Here is an 18,966-nt window from a genome sequence, read left to right as displayed (position 1 = left end):
TCAGTAAGCATAAGATAAGGTGAAACGATACGAGCGGCCCGGCATTGGAAAATTGGTAACTACGGCATAATCCTGGTTCAGCAGGTTATTCACCTCTGCCGACACTTTAACCCGTGCATGCTTTAAATCTTTATGGTAATGAAAAGCGATATCATGAGTGTACCAGGGCTGTACGTAATTGTCCATAATGTTTGCACTCTGGTCATACCGTTCGCCGGTATAGATATAACTGTAGTTCAATCCGAGGTTTTTCCAGTCGGCACCAGCAATAAAAGCACCGCTGTGTACGGGCGTATAAGGAATCTGGTTCCTGTAATTCAGGTTCACATCCGTCATGTTCAATGCTTGCTGATAAGTATAGGTAACGCCGGTATTGATCATCAGCCGATCGGCAACATGCCATCCGGTCTGCACATTTACATCCAGGCCTTTGATCTCTACCAGGCCCAGGTTCTGCATGCTCCAGGTAAATAAATTGGCTCCGGGAACCGCGACAATCTTATTCCTGATCTGGTTGTAATATACATCAGACTGTATGCTGATCTGGTTGAGCAAATGGTTTTCGATCAGCCTGATATAGGTAAACCCAAGGTCGTACTGCTTCGCGTATTCGGGTTTCAGGAAAGTGTTCCCCAATAAGGTATAATACAGGTCATTGAAAGTGGGCATTCTGAATATATCCTTATAAAATCCACGCAAACGAAATTCCTTTAAACTAAAAGGCTGCCAGGATACCATTACTGATGGTTTTAACTCCCTTTTGCTACCGGCAGAAAAATAGCGTTCTACTTCGTCATGAACCATGGTGCCCAATAAATTTGCCTGGATGTTCAACCTGTTTAAATGAATTTCTGTGGCCAGGGCCAGCAAGCCTGTATTCCTGGTGGGATATGGAAAACGATCCATATTTGCGTCTAAAGTGTTCCGCTGATAATCACCGGACAAAACGATGTCCCAGAATGAATTGAGCTCATAACGGTTGGCTATTGAAAAATACAGTTCCTGCTGTTTGTAGATATTCCTTAAAAACCCGGTGTCTTTAACATAGTTCGGGTCCAGGTATCTGGTATAGTCGTTGGCGTATTTAAAGGCAGACATCAGGTGATACCGGCCTGCATCCTTTTTAAAAGTAGCTTGCGCGAAAAAGTTCCTGTTCCACATCCTTTGCGGAAAACGCCATACATTGTTTACAATAGCGCCAGGCAGGCCCTGTTTATCGTTATATCCATACAATTTCACCCTCCACTGGCTACTGTCGGGCAAGCTGCCGCTCAGCCCAAGTTCCAGGCGCATGGTCTCAATCCCGGCGTCCTCTCTTACGGCTGTAGTATCGTAACCGTACTCCCTGATCCGGAATTTGTAACGCCCACTGGCCTTCTTCCATTCGGCATTTACCGAAGCAGCCGTGTTTTCGCTGATTTTGTGCTGCCACAGCACAGAGGGATTGATCAGACCAAAGGAGCCACCCTTAACAGTTGCCTTCAATTTATCCCTACGTCCATTTTCAAAATCAGGCTGTCTGGCGTTTATATACAAGGAACTTCCTGAGGCAAAACCTTTGGCGGATTGAAATATGGTACTCTTTTGTCCGTTATAGAGTTCTATTTCCTCAATATTGTCCAAAGAGAACTTTCCCAGGTCAACCTGCCCGTTCTGTGCATTTCCCAGCTGCACACCATCGTAAAAAACTGCGGTATGGTTGCTGCCCATACTGCGTACATTAATGGTTTTTAAGCCGCCAATGCCACCATAATCTTTCAGCTGCACGCCGGAAAAGTACCGCACTGCATCAGCTACAGATAAACTGTTTAAGCGCTCCAGCTCTTCTCCGGAAAGGATTTGTAAGGGGGTAGATGAGGTTTGCCTTCTGCTGGTCTTTATCGTTCTGATCTGAACTTCTTTAAGCTGGTTTACTTTATCTATTGAATCGGCTCTTTTAGCCCTGCTCAGCTCTTCCTGCGCAAATAAAGTAAGGGGCGTAAAAAGCCCCAGCCAAAGCAAGGCTTTGAAAAAAACAGAGAAACGGCAACCCATGCCATAAATGGCACTTAATTTTCTTATCATTTTGATGTGAGTTTGTACCCACAGCAAACAGTTAGATCAAGGAAATGAAATACAAAAAACAAGCACTCACTCCAAGCTTCAATCCCCGAAAGCTATGAAATATTACCACTTGTGGCAGGTCTTCTGACTTACTCCCGGATGTCCTGCCTTCCCAATCATCTTTCCTTATCAGATAAAAAGTGGCTTTGATTTGAACACCGTTACAGAGCTTACAGCTGCGGGACAGTTACGGAATCACACCGTATTCCCTTTTAATCCCGGTCAATACAACCGGGAACCAAAAGCGATGCAAAGGTAATTAATTATCCGGCCATCGCCAACATAAGCCTTTTATATATTTTTTAAATACTTATATTTATACGTATTAACCCATCGCAATGAATAAGATTATTTGCTCCTTATTGCTGCTCAGCAGCTTTTGTACCATGGCCCAAAAAACCGACACCCTGCTCCTGGAAAAACTGATGCGCCAGCAGCCTGAACAGTTCTCCGGTGTTTTAAACCACCCGCAAAAAAACCAGGTGCAGGTGCTATACACCCAGGTTAACCGCAATAAATCGAATGAGATCAGCTTCAAATCCTTCAGTTACAACCTGAACGACCACCGGTACTTTTACCCGGCCAGCACCGTAAAACTGGCAGCCGTTATTTTTGCGCTGGAAAAAATAAACGAGCTCCACATCAAAGACCTTAGCGCCACGAGCACCATGATCACCGATAGTGCACAAGCCACCCAAACCAAAGTACTGACAGATAAAACCGCTGAAAACGGCCTCCCGTCTATAGCGCATTACATCAAAAAGATCCTGCTTACCAGTGATAACGATGCTTTTAACCGTTTGTTTGAGTTCATTGGCCGTGCAGAGCTCAACAGCAAGCTCAAAAAGTATGGCTACCACAATAGCCGTATCCTGAACCGCCTGGCCATCGGCGATTCCGGGGAAGCTGCCAAACATACCAATCCCATAAAATTTTATAAGGGCAGCCAGCTGGTATATGCACAAGCCGCACAATATGACCCCAAAGAATACCCCTTAAACCTGACCAATACAGTGATGGGTGTTGGCTACCTGGACAGTGCAGAAAAACTGGTCAACAAACCCTTTAACCTGGCCAATAAAAATGCTTTCTCCATTTCCGATCAGCAATCACTGATGAAGAAGCTCATCCACCCTGAAGCATTTCCGGCCAGACAAAGGTTTAATTTAACGCCGGCCGATTACCAGCTGATTTATACCTATATGCAGAAACTGCCTACAGAAAGTGATTACCCGGCATATGACCCTAAGGAGTTCTGGCCTACCTATGCCAAAATGCTGTATTACGGCAGGGAAAAGAATGCGGTGATCAACCCGGACCTGAAAATATACAATAAATACGGCGACTCTTACGGTTTCATCATAGACAATGCTTATTTCAAAGACGAGAAAAACCATATCGAATTCTTTTTAACAGCCGTGGTGCAATCTAACGAAGATGGCATCTACAACGATGGAAAATACGAATACGATACCGTTTGTTTTCCTTTTATGAAAGCACTGGGCCAGACCATTTACAGTTACGAGCTGCAAAGAAAAGCCAAAAAATAATGCCCCATTACTTTTGGTCGGTCAGCTGCTTTTTGATCAATACCAGCTGGTCTGCCTCGGCTTTGGCCAGCACAGGAAACTGAAGGTCCATCTTTTTAAAGGTATCGGCAAGAATATGGCTGATGGCCAGCCTGGTATACCATTTCTTATCTGCCGGTACAATGTACCAGGGGGCAGCTTTTGTAGAAGTGGCTTCGATCGCTTCTTCATAGGCCTTCATATAGGCTGGCCACAACGCCCTTTCCCTGATGTCACCCGAAGAAAACTTCCAGTTCTTGGCCGGGTCTTCAATCCTGTCCAGAAAGCGCTGTTTCTGTTCTTCTTTGGAAACATGTAAAAATATTTTTACGATAACAGTCCCGTTATCCGTCAGGTGCTGCTCAAAATTCCGGATACTTTCATACCTCCGCTTCCAGAAATCCTTATCGATCTGCTTCAGCTCCTGATAACCGGGTATCCGCTCATTAAGTATGTATTCCGGGTGTACCTTGCATACCAGTACATTTTCATAATGTGAACGGTTATGGATGCCTATCCTGCCCCGTTCCGGTAAAGCTTTATAATGTCTCCACAAAAAATCATGTTCATATTCTTCCGATGTAGGTGTTTTAAAACTATATACCTGGCAGCCCTGGGGATTTAAGCCCGACATCACATGCTGTATTGCGCTGTCTTTCCCTGCTGCATCCATGGCCTGGAACAGGATCAGTATAGAACTGGAATCCGCTGCATAAAGCGTTTCCTGAAAATCGCTCAGCTGCGCTTTGATCTCTTCCAGTTCCATTATGCCCTTTTCTTTACTGTTTTCTCCCTTATAGGTAGTCGGAAATTTATCCAATGAAACTTTCTTTCCGGGTGCTGCTAAAAATTGTGCGAATTCCTTTTTGTTCATCTGTTTAAAACCTTTATAACTTTTCAAAAAAATAAGGTAAATTAAATCTGTTAATTTGCATTGTAAATTTAACACTATTTAACACTAACTGTTTTACGATTTTTTGATATTTACCCCCATGTTTAAAGAAATTCGCAATAAGTACATTCGTTATTCAAGCATATTCCTTTTTTGTATCATCATCTTCTTTTGTGCCCTGCAGCTCAATTTCTTATGGTTATTTGGCTACTCTCCTTCTTATACAGACATCAAACAGCCTACACAGCGCGTAGGTTCTGAACTCTATACCGCAGACGGAAAACTGATCGGCCGTTATTATAAAGAAAACCGTACCCCGGTAAGTTTTAACGAGATATCCCCAAGTGTGGTCAAGGCATTGGTGGCAACGGAAGACGTTCGTTTCTACAAACACATGGGCATCGATTTCAGGTCATTGCTCTCCAGCGGGATCTCTACGGCAACCGGCGATAAACGCGGGGCCAGTACCATTACCCAGCAGCTGGCTAAAAACCTGTACCGTACCCGTTACAACAAATCACAGGGACTGTTGAGCCATATCCCTTTGGTCCGCACCATTGTAGCCAAACTCAAAGAGTGGCTCACTGCAGTAAAGCTGGAATCCAACTACTCTAAAAACGACATCATTACCATGTACCTCAATACGGTATCTTTCGGAAACAATGCGTACGGTATTAAAACGGCATCCCGTGTTTATTTCGATAAAGAAGCCAGTGCACTCGAGGTACCCGAATCCGCTTTACTGGTAGGGATGCTAAAAGGAACCACGACTTATAATCCCATAAGAAACCCGCAAAAGGCATTGGAACGCCGTAACGTGGCCCTTGCGCAGATGAACAAATACAATTACATCTCTGCTGCCGAGCTGGCCAGTTATAAAAGCATGCCCATTAAGCTTAAAGAAGGCAGGATTGATGAAGGCAGCGATGGCGATTCCTATTTAAGGGCAGCTGTAGACAAATACCTGGAAAAATGGTGTAAGGACAACAATTACGACCTGTACGAGGATGGGCTTAAAATTTACACTACGATAGATTCCAAACTGCAGCAATATGCGGAGGAAGCCGTTGCAGATCAGATGAAAACCCTGCAAAGAAGGTTTTACAGTGTCTGGGGCGGTGAAGACCCATGGCAGGATTCTGAAAGAAAGAAAGTGGATTACCCGGACCGTGCCATGCGCAACCTCCCTGTTTTTAAACTGCTCGAAAAAAAATACGCCACTACCCCTGATTCGGTCACTGCTTACTTCAACAGGAAAAAGAAGATGAAGATCTTTACCTGGAAAGGTGACCGGGATACCCTCTTTTCTACCCTGGATTCCATCCGTTACTACGGAAAAATCCTGAACACCGGTATGATGACCCTTGATCCTTTTAACGGGAAAATAAAAGTATGGGTTGGTGGTATTGACCATAAATATTTTAAATACGACCATGTAAACCAGTCTAAGCGACAGGCAGGATCTACATTTAAGCCTTTCGCCTACCTGGCCGCACTGGAAAGCGGCATGAGTCCATGTGACAAGTTTACGGACAAGCCGGTGCGGATTGCCTTTCAGGAAAAAGGGAAAACAGCCTACTGGGAACCCAAAAATGCCAGCTATAGCAATACTTACAGCGAAATGTCCCTGCGCCTGGCCATGGCCAGATCTGTAAATACCATTACTGCACAGGTTACTGAAAAAGTAGGCTGGGACAATGTGGTCAAATGGGCCCATGAATGCGGCATAGACAGCCACCTTGAATCCGTTCCTTCGGTAAGTTTAGGCACAAACGACGTTTCCGTCTTTGAAATGGTAAAAGCTTACAGTACCTTTTTAAATGGTGGCGTAAAAACTGACCCCATCCTTGTGGAAAAGATCACCGACCTGGACGACAACATCATTGAAGAATTTAAAGCCAGGACAAAAAGGGTATTGACAGAAGAAATTTCCTGGTTGATGCTTTATATGTTCAGAGGCGGCATGGACGAACCGGGCGGTACTTCACAGGCCCTTTGGGAATGGGACCTCTGGAAGAAAAACAACCAGATTGGTGGAAAAACAGGTACCTCCAATGATTATGTGGATGCCTGGTATATGGGCATTACCAAAGACCTGGTAACCGGAGTCTGGGTGGGTTGCGACGAACGTACCGCCCACTTCAAAAACGGGGAAACAGGCGAAGGCTCCAGAACTGCCCTGCCTATTTTTGCCAAATTCATGGAAAAAGTATATAAAGACCCGGCTACAGGCTATACGCAGGGCCCTTTCCCTAAAGCTACGGTTAAAATTACCCGGGAAATCAACTGCCCCAGCCCAAGATATGAGGTGGATACGACATCAAATGACAGCCTGGCTGTAGACTCCAGCGATTTTGAAGTGCCTCTCATAGAAGAACCCAAACCGGCCCAGAACGAACCAGTAGTTCAAAAAACCGAAGAGAAAAAAGCTCCTGAACCCGTTAAACAACCTGCCCCTGAAGTTCCCCTGACACGTAAAGAAGAAAGGGAACTCCGGAAAAAGCAACGCCAGGAAGAAAGAGAAAGAAAGAAGAACAACCAGTAAACCTGGTGGTTTACCATAGGTGATAAATAAAGCTGCAATCTAGGTATTACTATTTTGCGTAAATTTAAAAACAACTCTTGAAATATAAGCGCTATGAATAAAAGCTGTACTTTCCTTAAAAGATTAATTCCGGTCCTGCTCCTGCTCAGCCTGTTTTCTACCGCCCTGCATGCCCAATATTTTGGACAAAACCGGGTGCGCTACAACAATGAGAAGTTTAAAGTGCTGCAGACCCCTCATTTCGAGATCTATTATTACCTCAAAAATGAGAAACTGATCCAGAAGTTCGCCCAGGATGCAGAAACCTGGTATAAAATGCACCAGGAGGTATTCAGGGATACTTTCCTCAAAAAGAACCCGATCATTTTGTACAACAACCACCCTGATTTCCAGCAAACCACTGCACTTCAGGGCGAAGTAGGCATCGGAACAGGTGGGGTTACCGAAGCCTTTAAAAACAGGGTGATCATGCCTGTAATGGAACTGAATAACCAGACCCGGCATGTATTGGGACACGAGCTGGTCCATGCTTTCCAATACCATCTTTTACTGGAAAAAGATACCATAGGACTTGAAAATATAAGCCAGATCCCCTTATGGATGATCGAGGGTATGGCCGAATACCTTTCTGTCGGAAAAACAGATGCCTTTACTTCCATGTGGATGAGAGATGCCTTGCTGAACAGGGACATCCCTTCTTTAAAAGACCTCACCAATTCCAATAAATATTTCCCTTACCGCTATGGCCAGGCGTTCTGGACCTTTGTAGGCTCTGTATACGGAGACACCACCATTGTGCCTTTGTTTAAAGCCACTGCAAAATACGGTTACGAAAATGGTTTGAGGTATACTTTTGGCTATGACGACAGGACCCTTTCCGGCTTGTGGAAAAATGCCATAGAAGCCCATTACCGGCCGATGCTAAGGGCCGACAGTTCACAGATCAGGATTACCGGGACAAAGATCATCGACAATAAAAATGCAGGGAACATGAATGTTGCGCCATCGGTTAGCCCGGATGGCAAATACCTGGCTTTCCTGTCAGAAAAAGACCTTTTTGGAATAGACCTCTTTCTCGCAGATGCCAAAACGGGTAGAATTATCAGAAAATTAAGCAGTCAGGTCGCCAATTCCCATATCGACGACTTTAACTTCCTGGAATCAGCAGGTACCTGGTCGCCAGACGGCAAACAGTTTGCCTTTAGTATTTTCAGTAAGGGTAAAAACCAATTGATGATCATCAACATTGACAATGGCAGTGTGGCTTTACGCGCCGAAATGGGCGATGTATTGCAATTCGGGAATTTATCCTGGTCGCCCAATGGAGATGACATTGCCTTTTCAGGGATGATACAAGGCCAGAGTGACATCTTCTCCTACAACCTGAAAACCAAAAAAGTTACCCAGATCACCAATGATGCCTATTCAGATTATGCCCCGGCCTATTCACAGGACGGTAAAAAAATAGCTTTTTCATCAGACCGGGCTTCAATTGCAAAAAACAGCAATACAGCGGTACATGCCATCAACCTGAGCATTTACGATGTGGACAGCAAAACCCTGACCGACATTCCTCTATTTCCAGGTGCAAATAACTTAAACGCCCAGTTTTCCGGAGACAGCAAAAGGCTGTTCTTTTTATCCAACAGGGATGGGTTCAGGAACCTGTATGAATACAACCTGGCCGACAATACGGTAAAACAACTCACCGATTATTTTACAGGGATCAGTGGCATCACCGAATTCTCACCCGCCATTTCCGTATCCAGGAACGACGACATTGTTTACAGTTATTACCGTTCGCAAAGGTATACCTTGTACAATGCGCCCATCAGCAGCTTCCGTTCAAAACCGGTTGATGCCAATGACATAAACTTTGATGCAGCGGTATTGCCGCCAATGGAAACGATCGGCGTCGATATCGTCAACTCGAACCTCGGTAATTTTGAACGCTTTGAAAAAACCATAGCAGATTCCATGCGCCTTGTGCCTTACAAACCTAAATTTAAACTGGATTACCTGGCCAATAGTGGTGTCGGGGTTTCTACCAGCAGGTTTGGTACAGGTGTACAGGGCGGTATAGTAGGCATGTTCAGTGATATCCTGGGCCGCAACCAGATCGTCGCCAATCTTTCCGTCAACGGCGAGATCTATGATTTCGGAGGACTGGTAGGTTACATCAACCAGCAAAACAGGGTCAACTGGGGTTTTGCCCTATCCCATATCCCCTACATTACCGGTTTCAGGGAAATTGTAGAGGACCAGCTGGATAACAATGGTACGCCTGTTAGCGTGATCAACGACAGGACCAACCTCATCCGGACTTTTGAAGACCAGGCCCAGCTTTTTGGTGCCTATCCCTTCAATAAAGTACATCGCTTTGAGGCCGGAGGTGCATTTTCCCGTTACAGTTACAGAATTGACCGGATCAGCAATTATTACGAGAACCTGGGTGGTTATCCGGGCTATTACATCACTTCCGACAAAAAGAAAGTGCCTTTGGACCAGGCAACCAATGAATTCGGCGTACCCTTTAAAAGTTTTTCCATCTTCCAGCTCAATGCTTCCTTCGTGGGTGATAACTCCATCAATGGCATCACCTCTCCTTTAGATGGTTTCAGGTACCGCCTGGGCATGGAACAATATTTCGGAGATTATAAGTTCTCTGCAGCTACCGTTGATGTAAGAAAATACTGGCGCTTAAAACCGATCACCATAGCAGCCAGAAGCTACAATTACCTTAGGATTGGTAAGGATGGGGAAAACTTATATCCCCTGTACGTTGGATATCCTTACTTAATCAGGGGTTATGAGGCCAACTCACTTTACAACAGCAGTACCGGAACCAGCGGAGGTTTTGACATTAACCAGTTATCCGGAAATAAAATTGCCGTGTTCAACTTTGAAGTCCGGCTTCCTTTTACCGGGCCTAAAAAGCTGTCTGCCATTCCGTCCAAGTTCTTATTTACCGATCTGAACCTGTTCTTTGATGCCGGACTGGCCTGGAATGAGGGTTCTAAAGTGGTATTTAAAAACCAGCCGGCCAATAACATCACGCCCCAGCTGGGTTCTGACGGCCTGCCGGTCAAAGACATCAATGGCAACCCGGTGTATACCGAAACCAACGAACGTGTTCCGGCATTAAGTGTGGGTATATCCTTAAGGGTAAATGTATTCGGCTATTTTGTAATTGAACCTTATTACGCCATTCCATTCCAGCGCAGAGATATCTCCGCAGGCGTGTTTGGCCTTACTTTCGCTCCGGGCTGGTAAGAGTTAATAGTAGCTAAGAAAGGATATTAAAAGCAAGATCCACCTGGCTGACCATCTTCTTATTTGTAGTGATGTGCTCAAAATCCAACCCTATCGTAAGGTCAATCCAGTCCGGATTACAAGAGCGCACCAGGCGTTCCTTTTGTGTGCGGGTAAACCTGCTGATCAGTTTAAAGCGGCTCAATGCCTGGGCCTCGGTCTTTAACTCTTCAAAATAGACCAGTCTTGTCAGCTGCTGTCCGCAATCAAACAGCAAACAAGGCATCTGTTTATAGAAATCTAAGGTCTTAATGAGATCTGAACTCATCCCAACATGTAAACTGGTTCTGTTCCTGTCTGTTACCACGTACACAAATTTTTTCATAACTATCTGTTAAAATTGCTCACAACTAAATAAATTAGTATATATTTGTATAACAATAAATATAACTAACTTTATTGGTACAATAATACTAACAATATTAGTAAAAACAAATTTATTTTAAATTTTATTTTATGTCAAATATTTCGACCAACCTGAAGTACTTAAGAAAGAAAAAAGGCCATACACAACAGCAATTCGCTGATGCAATGGAGATTAAACGGTCCCTTATTGGTGCTTACGAAGAAGACAGGGCTGAGCCAAAGTACGATTTGCTAAAAAAAATAGCAGAATATTTTGACTTAACCATAGACGAGTTCATCAACGAAAACATTAATGACGACTGGAAGCCAAGACCAAAAAGCCAGGGCTCCAACCTGAGGATCCTGAGTATATCGGTAGATAAAGATGACAATGAGAACATAGAGATGGTCCCTGTAAAAGCCAGCGCCGGATACCTGAACGGATTCTCAGATCCCCAATACATTAAAGAATTGCCAAAATTCCAGCTTCCGCTGCCCTTTTTAAAACATGGCACCTTCAGGGCCTTCGAAATCGTAGGCGATTCGATGCTGCCCATACAACCCGGCAGTGTGATAGTTGCAGAATACATGGACAACTGGAACGATGTTAAAACCGGCGAAACCTATATTATCGTCAGCAGAACAGAAGGTGTGGTTTACAAAAGAGCAGGAAACCGCTTCAAAGAAAACAAAGAACTTAAACTGATCTCAGACAATAAAGTTTATGACCCTTATACCGTTGCAGCAGACGACATCATGGAGATCTGGAAAGCCAAAGCCTATATTTCGACCAGCCTGCCGGAACCCACACCAGAGCCTACCATAGAAACTTTAAGCGCCATGATGGCACAGATGCAGAAATCCATTTCTCAGCTGAATAAGAACTAATGCAAAAAGCGGAGCTGTTTATCCAGGAAAAACTAGCGCAAAGAGCCCGGAAGGGCATTCTGCGTAAACTCCCGGCGCCTGTTTTTCCTACCGATTTTTCTTCCAACGATTACCTGGGCTTTGCCCGCTCGGCAGAATTAAAAACAAGAACTGAAAATACACTCCGCCAAATCCCGGACTATCAAAATGGCGCTACCGGCTCACGTCTGCTGAGCGGCAACCATCCCTTTACCGAGCAGACGGAACAATACATTGCCGGTTTCCACCAGGCGGAAGCAGGTCTGATCTTTAATTCCGGCTATGATGCCAATGTTGGCCTGCTATCCGGTTTAGGCCAGCGTGGAGATACCATCATCTGCGATGAGCTGATCCATGCCAGCCTGATCGATGGTGCACGCCTGAGCCATGCCAACCGCTACAGCTTCGAACACAATAACCTGGGCGAGCTTGAAGCCAAACTTAAAGCTGCCAAAGGTTGCATTTATGTGGTTGTTGAAAGCATTTATTCCATGGACGGAGACATGGCCCCATTGCCGGAGATCAATGAACTATGCCGTAAATACCAGGCAAACCTGATTGTCGATGAAGCACATGCATTGGGCATATTTGGACCTAATGGTTGCGGGATCGTCCAGCAGTTCGGCCTGCAAAATCAGGTATTTGCCCGCATTGTTACCTTTGGAAAAGCCATGGGCTGTCATGGAGCTATTGTTTTAGGCAGCCGGAACCTCCGGGAATACCTGGTCAATTTTGCCAGGTCATTCATCTATACCACTGCCGCTCCCATCCATACCATTGCAGCGGTCAGGTCAGCCTATCAAATGCTGGAACAAACAGATTACCCCCTGCAGATCGGCCATAAAATCACACATTACCTCAACCTGATCAGGCAAACAGCGCTCCCTAATACACCAAGTACCAGCGCAGTACACACCATTTTATACCAAAGCGGCGCTCAGGCTAAAGCTGCCGCAGCTGCAGTCCAAGCAAAAGGGCTGGACGTTAAGGCCATATTGAGCCCCACAGTAGCGGAAGGTAAAGAAAGATTAAGGATCTGTCTGCACCTGTTTAACACCGATACAGAGATCGCTACACTGGTTAAAGCATTAAAAGCAATCAGCATGTATGAATAATACCTATTTCATTACCGGAATTGGCACAGGTATCGGAAAAACCGTTGTCAGTGCCATACTTACCGAAAAACTAAAAGCCGATTACTGGAAACCCATACAATCCGGAGACCTGGAGATCAGCGACAGCCTGTTCATCAAACACCTGATCAGCAATTCCCAAACCGTCATTCACCCGGAAAGGTATCGTCTCGGCCAGCCGCTCTCCCCACACCTGTCGGCAAGAATGGATGGTGTGCAGATCAGCCTGGAAGCACTCCAGCCGCCCCAGACAGACAATAACCTGGTCATAGAAGGCGCAGGGGGATTAATGGTCCCGTTAAACGACAAGGAATTGATACTCGACCTGATCAAACAATTAAACGCGCAGGTCATTGTCGTTTCACAAAACTACCTGGGCAGCATCAACCATACCCTGCTCACCCTCGAGGTGCTAAAATCCAGCCACATCAGCGTTAAAGGTTTAATATTTAATGGCAGCCCAAATCCCGAAACTGAAAGTTATATCAGCCAGTACAGCCAGTTAGCCATTCTAGGCAATATCCCAAAAATGAGCATTATAGATCAGCAAAGTATCCTGCAGGCAGGGCAGTACATCAGGCTTTGATCATCAAAAAAAAGAAGCATAAAAAAAGGGAGCAAATGCTCCCTTTTTTTATAAACCTATGATGATATCTATTTTACGGTATCAATTACAGCTTTAAAAGCCTCTGGATGGTTCATCGCTAAATCAGCTAATACCTTACGGTTTAATCCGATATTCTTAGCGGCTAACTTTCCAATTAACTGAGAGTAAGATATACCATGCTGACGTGCTCCAGCATTGATACGCTGAATCCACAATCCGCGGAATTCTCTTTTCTTAACTTTACGGTCACGGTATGCATATTGCAAACCTTTTTCTACCGTATTTTTAGCAATGGTGAAAACCTTGCTTCTTGATCCCCAATAGCCTTTGGCTAAATTTAAGACCTTTTTCCTTCTTCTTCTCGAAGCTACTGCGTTTACCGAACGTGGCATGTTGTTGTTGTTTTTGATAAACGGTGTTGCGTATTACAGCAAACTTACTACCGGGTACCTGGTTAAAAATTTAATTATTTACCGATGCAAAGCATACGTTTAACGTTGCCCATGTCAGCGTCAGACACCATTGATGTTTGACCTAAGTTACGCTTACGTTTAGTCGACATCTTGGTTAAGATGTGGCTTTTGTAGGCGTTCTTCCTTGCGATTTTACCTGTTCCAGTAAGCGAAAAACGCTTTTTAGCACTGGAATTGGTTTTCATTTTTGGCATAACCTGTGTTTATTTATGTAATTTATTTATTTCTTAGCAACTTTGGGTGCAAGCGTTAAAAACATACGCTTACCTTCTAATTTAGGCAACAATTCTACCTTTCCGATATCCTCTAAAGCCTGGGCAAATTTCAACAGCAGGATTTCTCCCTGCTCTTTATAAACAATTGCCCTACCTTTAAAATGAACATAAGCCCTAACCTTCTCTCCATTTTCCAGGAAACTAACGGCATGCTTTAGTTTAAACTGAAAATCGTGGTCATTGGTATTAGGTCCGAAACGGATCTCCTTGATCACAGTCTGCTTTGCATTTGCTTTAATCTCTTTCTGCTTTTTCTTCTGCTCGTAAACAAACTTACTGTAATCAATGATTCTGCAAACCGGAGGTACAGCATTCGGAGAGATCTCTACCAAATCCAGTTCCAATTCATCGGCAAGGGCCAAAGCTTTTGCCAAAGGATAGATCCCTGGTTCAACATTATCTCCAGCTAATCTCACTTCCTGTGCTCTGATGTGCTGATTAATATTATGTTCTGCTTCTTTTTTCTTAAAAGGAGGACGTGGTCCCCTGTTAAATCCTGGTCTGCCTAATGCCAAATTTGTATCTTATTTAAACTGTTATTTCTTTAATTAATAATTCACTAAATGCCTGCAGGGTCATGTCACCTAAATCTCCTTCACCGTGTTTCCTAACTGACACCTTGCCTTCTGCCATTTCCTTCTCGCCGATAATCAGCATATAAGGCGTTTTTTTAACCTCTGCATCTCTGATTTTCCTTCCGATCTTCTCATCACGAAAGTCAATCAGCCCGCGAATATCGGAATTATTTAATTCATCTGAAACTTTTTTTGCATAATCTTCATACTTTTCTGAGATCGGCAGGATAATAAATTGTTCAGGAGAAAGCCATAACGGAAAGTTACCAGCACAATGTTCGATCAAAACTGCAATAAAACGTTCCAGTGAGCCAAACGGCGCCCTGTGGATCATTACCGGTCTGTGTTTCTGGTTGTCACTGCCGGTATATTCCAGTTCAAAGCGCTCCGGTAAATTATAATCCACCTGGATGGTACCCAACTGCCATTTTCTGCCCAAAGCATCTTTCACCATGAAATCCAGTTTCGGCCCGTAAAATGCGGCCTCGCCATATTCCACTACAGTTGGCAAACCTTTTTCATCAGCCGCTTCAATAATCGCAGCCTCAGCAAGCCTCCAGTTTTCATCACTGCCGATGTATTTGGTTTTATTCTCCGGATCCCTCAAAGAAACCTGTGCCGTATAATCGTCAAATCCCAGGGATTTAAACACATACAAGACCAAGTCTATTACCTTTTTAAATTCTTCTTTTACCTGGTCTGGCCTGCAAAACAAATGCGCATCATCCTGGGTAAAGCCACGAACACGTGTCAAACCATGCAGCTCTCCACTTTGTTCGTAACGGTAAACCGTTCCAAACTCCGCAAAACGCAAAGGCAGGTCTTTGTACGAACGTGGTTTTGTTTTATAGATCTCACAGTGGTGCGGGCAGTTCATCGGCTTAAGGAAAAACTCCTCTCCTTCCTGTGGTGTCTTTATAGGCTGAAAAGCATCTTTACCATATTTTTCATAATGACCGGAGGTAATGTACAGGTTCTTATGCCCGATATGCGGGGTAACCACCTGCTCATAACCGGCCTTGGCCTGCGCCTTGGTTAAAAACTGCACCAGACGTTCCCGCAAAGCAGCACCCTTAGGCAGCCATAAGGGCAGGCCCATGCCTACTTTTTCCGAAAAAGCAAACAGTTCCAGTTCCTTACCCAGTTTACGGTGGTCCCTTTTCTTTGCTTCCTCAATCATATGCAGGTACTCCGTCAGCTCGCTGGCCTTCGGAAAAGTAACGCCATAAATACGTGTCAGCTGCTTACGGGTCTCATCCCCACGCCAATACGCCCCGGCCACATTCATCAGTTTTACCGCTTTAACAAAACCGGTATTCGGGATGTGCGGGCCACGGCAAAGGTCAGTGAATTCACCCTGGGTATAAAAAGTGATCTTTCCATCTTCCAGACCTTCCAAAAGGTCCAGCTTGTATTCATCACCTTTTTCTTCAAAATATTCAATGGCATCGGCCTTGGTAACAGCCTTACGTTCAAAAACTTCTTTCTGTTTGGCCAGCTCCAGGATCTTAGTCTCAATCGCCTTAAAATCATCCGATGAGAATTCCCTGTCGCCAAAGTCTACATCATAATAAAAACCGGTCTCGATTGCCGGGCCTATGCCAAACTTGGTTCCGGGGTACAAGGCTTCCAAAGCCTCAGCCATGATGTGCGCTGATGAATGCCAGAACGTCGCTTTACCGGCCTGGTCATTCCAGGTCAATAATTTTACCGTTGCATCCCCTTCGATCGCTCTGGAGGAATCCCATACTTCGCCATTTACTTCGGCGGCTAAAACGTTGCGGGCAAGGCCCTCAGAAATTGATAAAGCAATTTGATGGGCAGTCGTGCCCTTTTCATACTGACGGCTGGAGCCATCAGGGAGTGTAATGTTAATCATCTACAACTATGATTTAAAAATTAATAAAAAAATTGAAACAATCACTTACAAGGTGATCCTCTTGTCGAAAACAAAGTTAATCAATATTCCGTACTTTCCAGCCAACCATTGGTCAGCACATCAGCTAAATGCATGGTTTTTAGTGGAATATTGTTTTTATCGATATAACCCTGCAGGTGCATCAGGCAGGACAAATCGGTGGAGATAATGTATTCTGCCCCCTGTTCCAGGGCATTGTTCACTTTTTGCTGCGCCATAGCAGAAGAGATGGAATCAAACTTAACGGCAAATGTACCCCCAAATCCGCAGCACATATCGGTGTCCTTCATCTCTACCATTTCCAGGCCATGCACTTTAGATAGCAGCAACCTGGGTTCCTCTTTAATTTTACATTCCCGTAAACCACTGCAGGAATCGTGGTAAACCGCCTTGCCATCCAGTTCTGCACCAAAATAATCCTTCTTCAGCACATTCACCAAAAAGTCAGAAAGCTCAAATATATTGCTCTGGATATTCCTGCATTTATTGTGCACCATCGTATTGGTAAACAAGTCATTAAAGCCGTTTTTCACCATGCCCACACAGGATGCAGATGGTGCTACTATATAATCTGTTTCCGAAAAATCGCTTAAAAACTTGGTCCCCGTTTCCTTGGCCTGCTCCCAGTAACCAGCATTATATGCTGGTTGCCCGCAGCAGGTCTGTTCCGCGTTGTAAAACACCTGGCATCCCGCTTTCTCCAGCAATTTAATGGTATTAAATGCAGTTTCAGGATATAACTGATCAACAAAACAGGGCACAAATAATTCTATTCTCATCAATATATGTTCTCTATTATTTAAATTAAAAGCGACCATGTCATTTAAGCTAAACGACAGTCATCCTGTATTTATTTTGCTTCGCAGCTTCTTCGCGGTCAGCCGTCATCTCGACGATAGGAGAGATCTCTTGAATGAGCATAACCAAGAGATCTCTCCTATCGTCGAGATGACGATTGTGCTATAGCATTGAGCATTATGTTAAGTATTTATAAAACTGATTTCCTTTCAACGCTTCTTAACACCACCAAAAACACCAAACCTATCACGAAAAATGATGCCAAAGCAATAATTGAATTCCGCATACTGCCTGTCGCTTCTTCTATGAAAGCAAAGCTAAACAATCCAATCACAATGGCCAGCTTCTCGGTCACATCATAAAAACTGAAGAAAGAAGCGGTATCCGGCGTACCGGCAGGCAAAAACTTAGAATAAGTAGATCTCGATAAAGACTGAATTCCGCCCATAATCAGCCCTACAACTGCTGCCAATGCATAAAACTGGTTGGCTGTATTTACAAAATACGCACAAAAACAGGCGCCGATCCATATGATCACCACAAAGATCAATACCCTGACATTGCCAATGACCTTTGCAAATCTTGACATCACTATGGCACCAAGTATGGCAACCAGCTGGATAATCAGGATGACCTTAATTAAATTCTCGGTACCCAGGTGCAGCGTTTTCTCGCCAAAACCGGCTGCAGCAAGCATAATGGTCTGTACCCCCATCGAGTAAAAAAAGAAAGCCGGTAAAAAACGTTTCAGGAACTTCATGTGCTTCAATTGCTTCCATACTTTCAACAACTCCTGGAAACCACTCCGCATCACATTTTTATTGACCGCCACATAATTTGGACTGCCCGCAGGCAATTTCCGGAAAGAGAGCTGTGCAAAACCGATCCACCATAAACCCACCAGCAAAAAAGAAAGCCGGGGTGGAAAAGAAAGGTCGGTAATCCCGAATAGCTCAGGTTTAAGCACAAAAACAAAACAGATCAGCTGCAACAGCACACTGCCGATATACCCAAAAGCATACCCTTTGGCACTCACCCGGTCCTGCTGGTCAGGGCTGGCAATTTCCGGCAAATAAGAATTGTTGAATACCACACCCCCTACATAACCCATTGCGGCAAGCACAAAACAGATGATCCCAAACTCCAGTGTCTCCAGCTTAAAGAAATACAGGCCCATACAGGCCAGACTGCCCATATACGTAAACAGTTTCATGAATGTCTTCTTATTGCCCCTGTAATCGGCCATTGATGTCAATATGGGCATCAGGATGACCATCACCAGGTAGGCAAAAGAAAGCGCATAATTGGATAAGGCAGTGTTGGTAAATGTCCGGCCAAAAAAACTAACCTGGTCACCATGCTGCACAGTAGTGGTGATGATGGTATAATAAGCCGGAAATATGGTTGAAGTGATGACTAAGTTATAAGCAGAATTTGCCCAGTCGAAGAATGCCCATGAGCGGATCACCTTCTTGTCGTTTTTTTGTTCCATATATCAGATAAGGCTGCTAAATTA

The 18,966-nt window shown here is 44.4% G+C and carries 15 protein-coding genes and 1 riboswitch; of the genes, 6 read left to right on the top strand and 9 right to left on the bottom strand.

All coding sequences use genetic code 11. From position 1 onward, the window contains the following. Positions 1–2,064: a TonB-dependent receptor gene (locus R2Q85_RS02800; protein ID WP_316810219.1), complete on the bottom strand. Its 2,064-nt coding sequence runs from the start codon at positions 2,062–2,064 to the stop codon at positions 1–3. A 95-nt stretch (positions 2,065–2,159) separates the two neighbouring features. Next, positions 2,160–2,361, bottom strand: a riboswitch (cobalamin riboswitch). 80 nt (positions 2,362–2,441) lie between these two features. On the opposite strand from R2Q85_RS02800, the gene R2Q85_RS02795 reads away from it, so the two are divergent. Then, entirely contained in the window at positions 2,442–3,653 is a 1,212-nt protein-coding gene (locus tag R2Q85_RS02795; protein WP_316810218.1) for a serine hydrolase, read from the top strand. 7 nt (positions 3,654–3,660) lie between these two features. Here the strand turns inward: R2Q85_RS02795 and R2Q85_RS02790 are convergent, their stop codons facing one another. After that, entirely contained in the window at positions 3,661–4,545 is an 885-nt protein-coding gene (locus R2Q85_RS02790) for a polyphosphate kinase 2 family protein (RefSeq protein ID WP_316810217.1), read from the bottom strand. A gap of 118 nt (positions 4,546–4,663) precedes the next feature. Here R2Q85_RS02790 and R2Q85_RS02785 point away from each other — a divergent pair, with 118 nt between their 5' ends. Both R2Q85_RS02785 and R2Q85_RS02780 read left to right on the top strand, forming a co-directional pair. Beyond that, positions 4,664–7,108 (top strand): penicillin-binding protein 1A, encoded by a 2,445-nt coding sequence (locus tag R2Q85_RS02785; RefSeq protein WP_316810216.1) that lies wholly within the window; start codon positions 4,664–4,666, stop codon positions 7,106–7,108. Positions 7,109–7,201: 93 nt separating this feature from the next. Further along, positions 7,202–10,381: a basic secretory protein-like protein gene (locus tag R2Q85_RS02780; protein WP_316810215.1), complete on the top strand. Its 3,180-nt coding sequence runs from the start codon at positions 7,202–7,204 to the stop codon at positions 10,379–10,381. A gap of 13 nt (positions 10,382–10,394) precedes the next feature. On the opposite strand, the gene R2Q85_RS02775 is transcribed toward R2Q85_RS02780, so the two are convergent. Then, positions 10,395–10,745 carry a GIY-YIG nuclease family protein gene (locus R2Q85_RS02775; protein WP_316810214.1) on the bottom strand — a complete coding sequence of 117 codons (351 nt, stop codon included), beginning with the start codon at positions 10,743–10,745 and terminating at the stop codon, positions 10,395–10,397. A 131-nt stretch (positions 10,746–10,876) separates the two neighbouring features. Between R2Q85_RS02775 and R2Q85_RS02770 the strand changes: the two genes are divergently transcribed. The 3 genes from R2Q85_RS02770 to bioD are packed head-to-tail and all read left to right on the top strand — an operon-like array spanning position 10,877 to position 13,390. Beyond that, positions 10,877–11,653 (top strand): LexA family transcriptional regulator, encoded by a 777-nt coding sequence (locus R2Q85_RS02770; protein ID WP_316810213.1) that lies wholly within the window; start codon positions 10,877–10,879, stop codon positions 11,651–11,653. Next, complete coding sequence (locus tag R2Q85_RS02765) at positions 11,653–12,786, top strand: aminotransferase class I/II-fold pyridoxal phosphate-dependent enzyme (protein WP_316810212.1); 1,134 nt, start codon at positions 11,653–11,655, stop codon at positions 12,784–12,786. Before R2Q85_RS02770 ends, R2Q85_RS02765 begins: the two co-directional genes overlap by 1 nt. Further along, complete coding sequence (gene bioD / locus R2Q85_RS02760) at positions 12,779–13,390, top strand: dethiobiotin synthase (protein ID WP_316810211.1); 612 nt, start codon at positions 12,779–12,781, stop codon at positions 13,388–13,390. The genes R2Q85_RS02765 and bioD overlap by 8 nt, the downstream gene beginning before the upstream one ends. A gap of 68 nt (positions 13,391–13,458) precedes the next feature. Here bioD and rplT read toward each other — a convergent pair whose 3' ends face one another. The 6 genes from rplT to R2Q85_RS02730 form a co-directional block, all read right to left on the bottom strand. After that, complete coding sequence (gene rplT / locus R2Q85_RS02755; RefSeq protein ID WP_015807731.1) at positions 13,459–13,803, bottom strand: 50S ribosomal protein L20; 345 nt, start codon at positions 13,801–13,803, stop codon at positions 13,459–13,461. Between the two features lie 74 nt (positions 13,804–13,877). Then, positions 13,878–14,078, bottom strand: a complete 201-nt coding sequence (rpmI, locus tag R2Q85_RS02750) for a 50S ribosomal protein L35 (protein ID WP_015807730.1) — start codon at positions 14,076–14,078, stop codon at positions 13,878–13,880. A 26-nt stretch (positions 14,079–14,104) separates the two neighbouring features. Next, positions 14,105–14,674 (bottom strand): translation initiation factor IF-3, encoded by a 570-nt coding sequence (infC, locus tag R2Q85_RS02745; RefSeq protein ID WP_090783770.1) that lies wholly within the window; start codon positions 14,672–14,674, stop codon positions 14,105–14,107. A gap of 13 nt (positions 14,675–14,687) precedes the next feature. After that, entirely contained in the window at positions 14,688–16,613 is a 1,926-nt protein-coding gene (gene thrS, locus R2Q85_RS02740) for a threonine--tRNA ligase (RefSeq protein ID WP_316810209.1), read from the bottom strand. Positions 16,614–16,693: 80 nt separating this feature from the next. Further along, positions 16,694–17,431, bottom strand: coding sequence for a (Fe-S)-binding protein (locus R2Q85_RS02735; protein ID WP_316810208.1), 738 nt, complete (start codon positions 17,429–17,431; stop codon positions 16,694–16,696). A gap of 209 nt (positions 17,432–17,640) precedes the next feature. Beyond that, positions 17,641–18,942 carry an MFS transporter gene (locus tag R2Q85_RS02730; protein WP_316810207.1) on the bottom strand — a complete coding sequence of 434 codons (1,302 nt, stop codon included), beginning with the start codon at positions 18,940–18,942 and terminating at the stop codon, positions 17,641–17,643. Positions 18,943–18,966: the final 24 nt, after the last annotated feature.

Origin of the sequence: Pedobacter heparinus (assembly GCF_032678725.1) — a bacterium.
GTDB classification, from domain to species: domain Bacteria; phylum Bacteroidota; class Bacteroidia; order Sphingobacteriales; family Sphingobacteriaceae; genus Pedobacter; species Pedobacter heparinus_A.
This window is presented reverse-complemented; position numbering and strand designations above follow the sequence as displayed.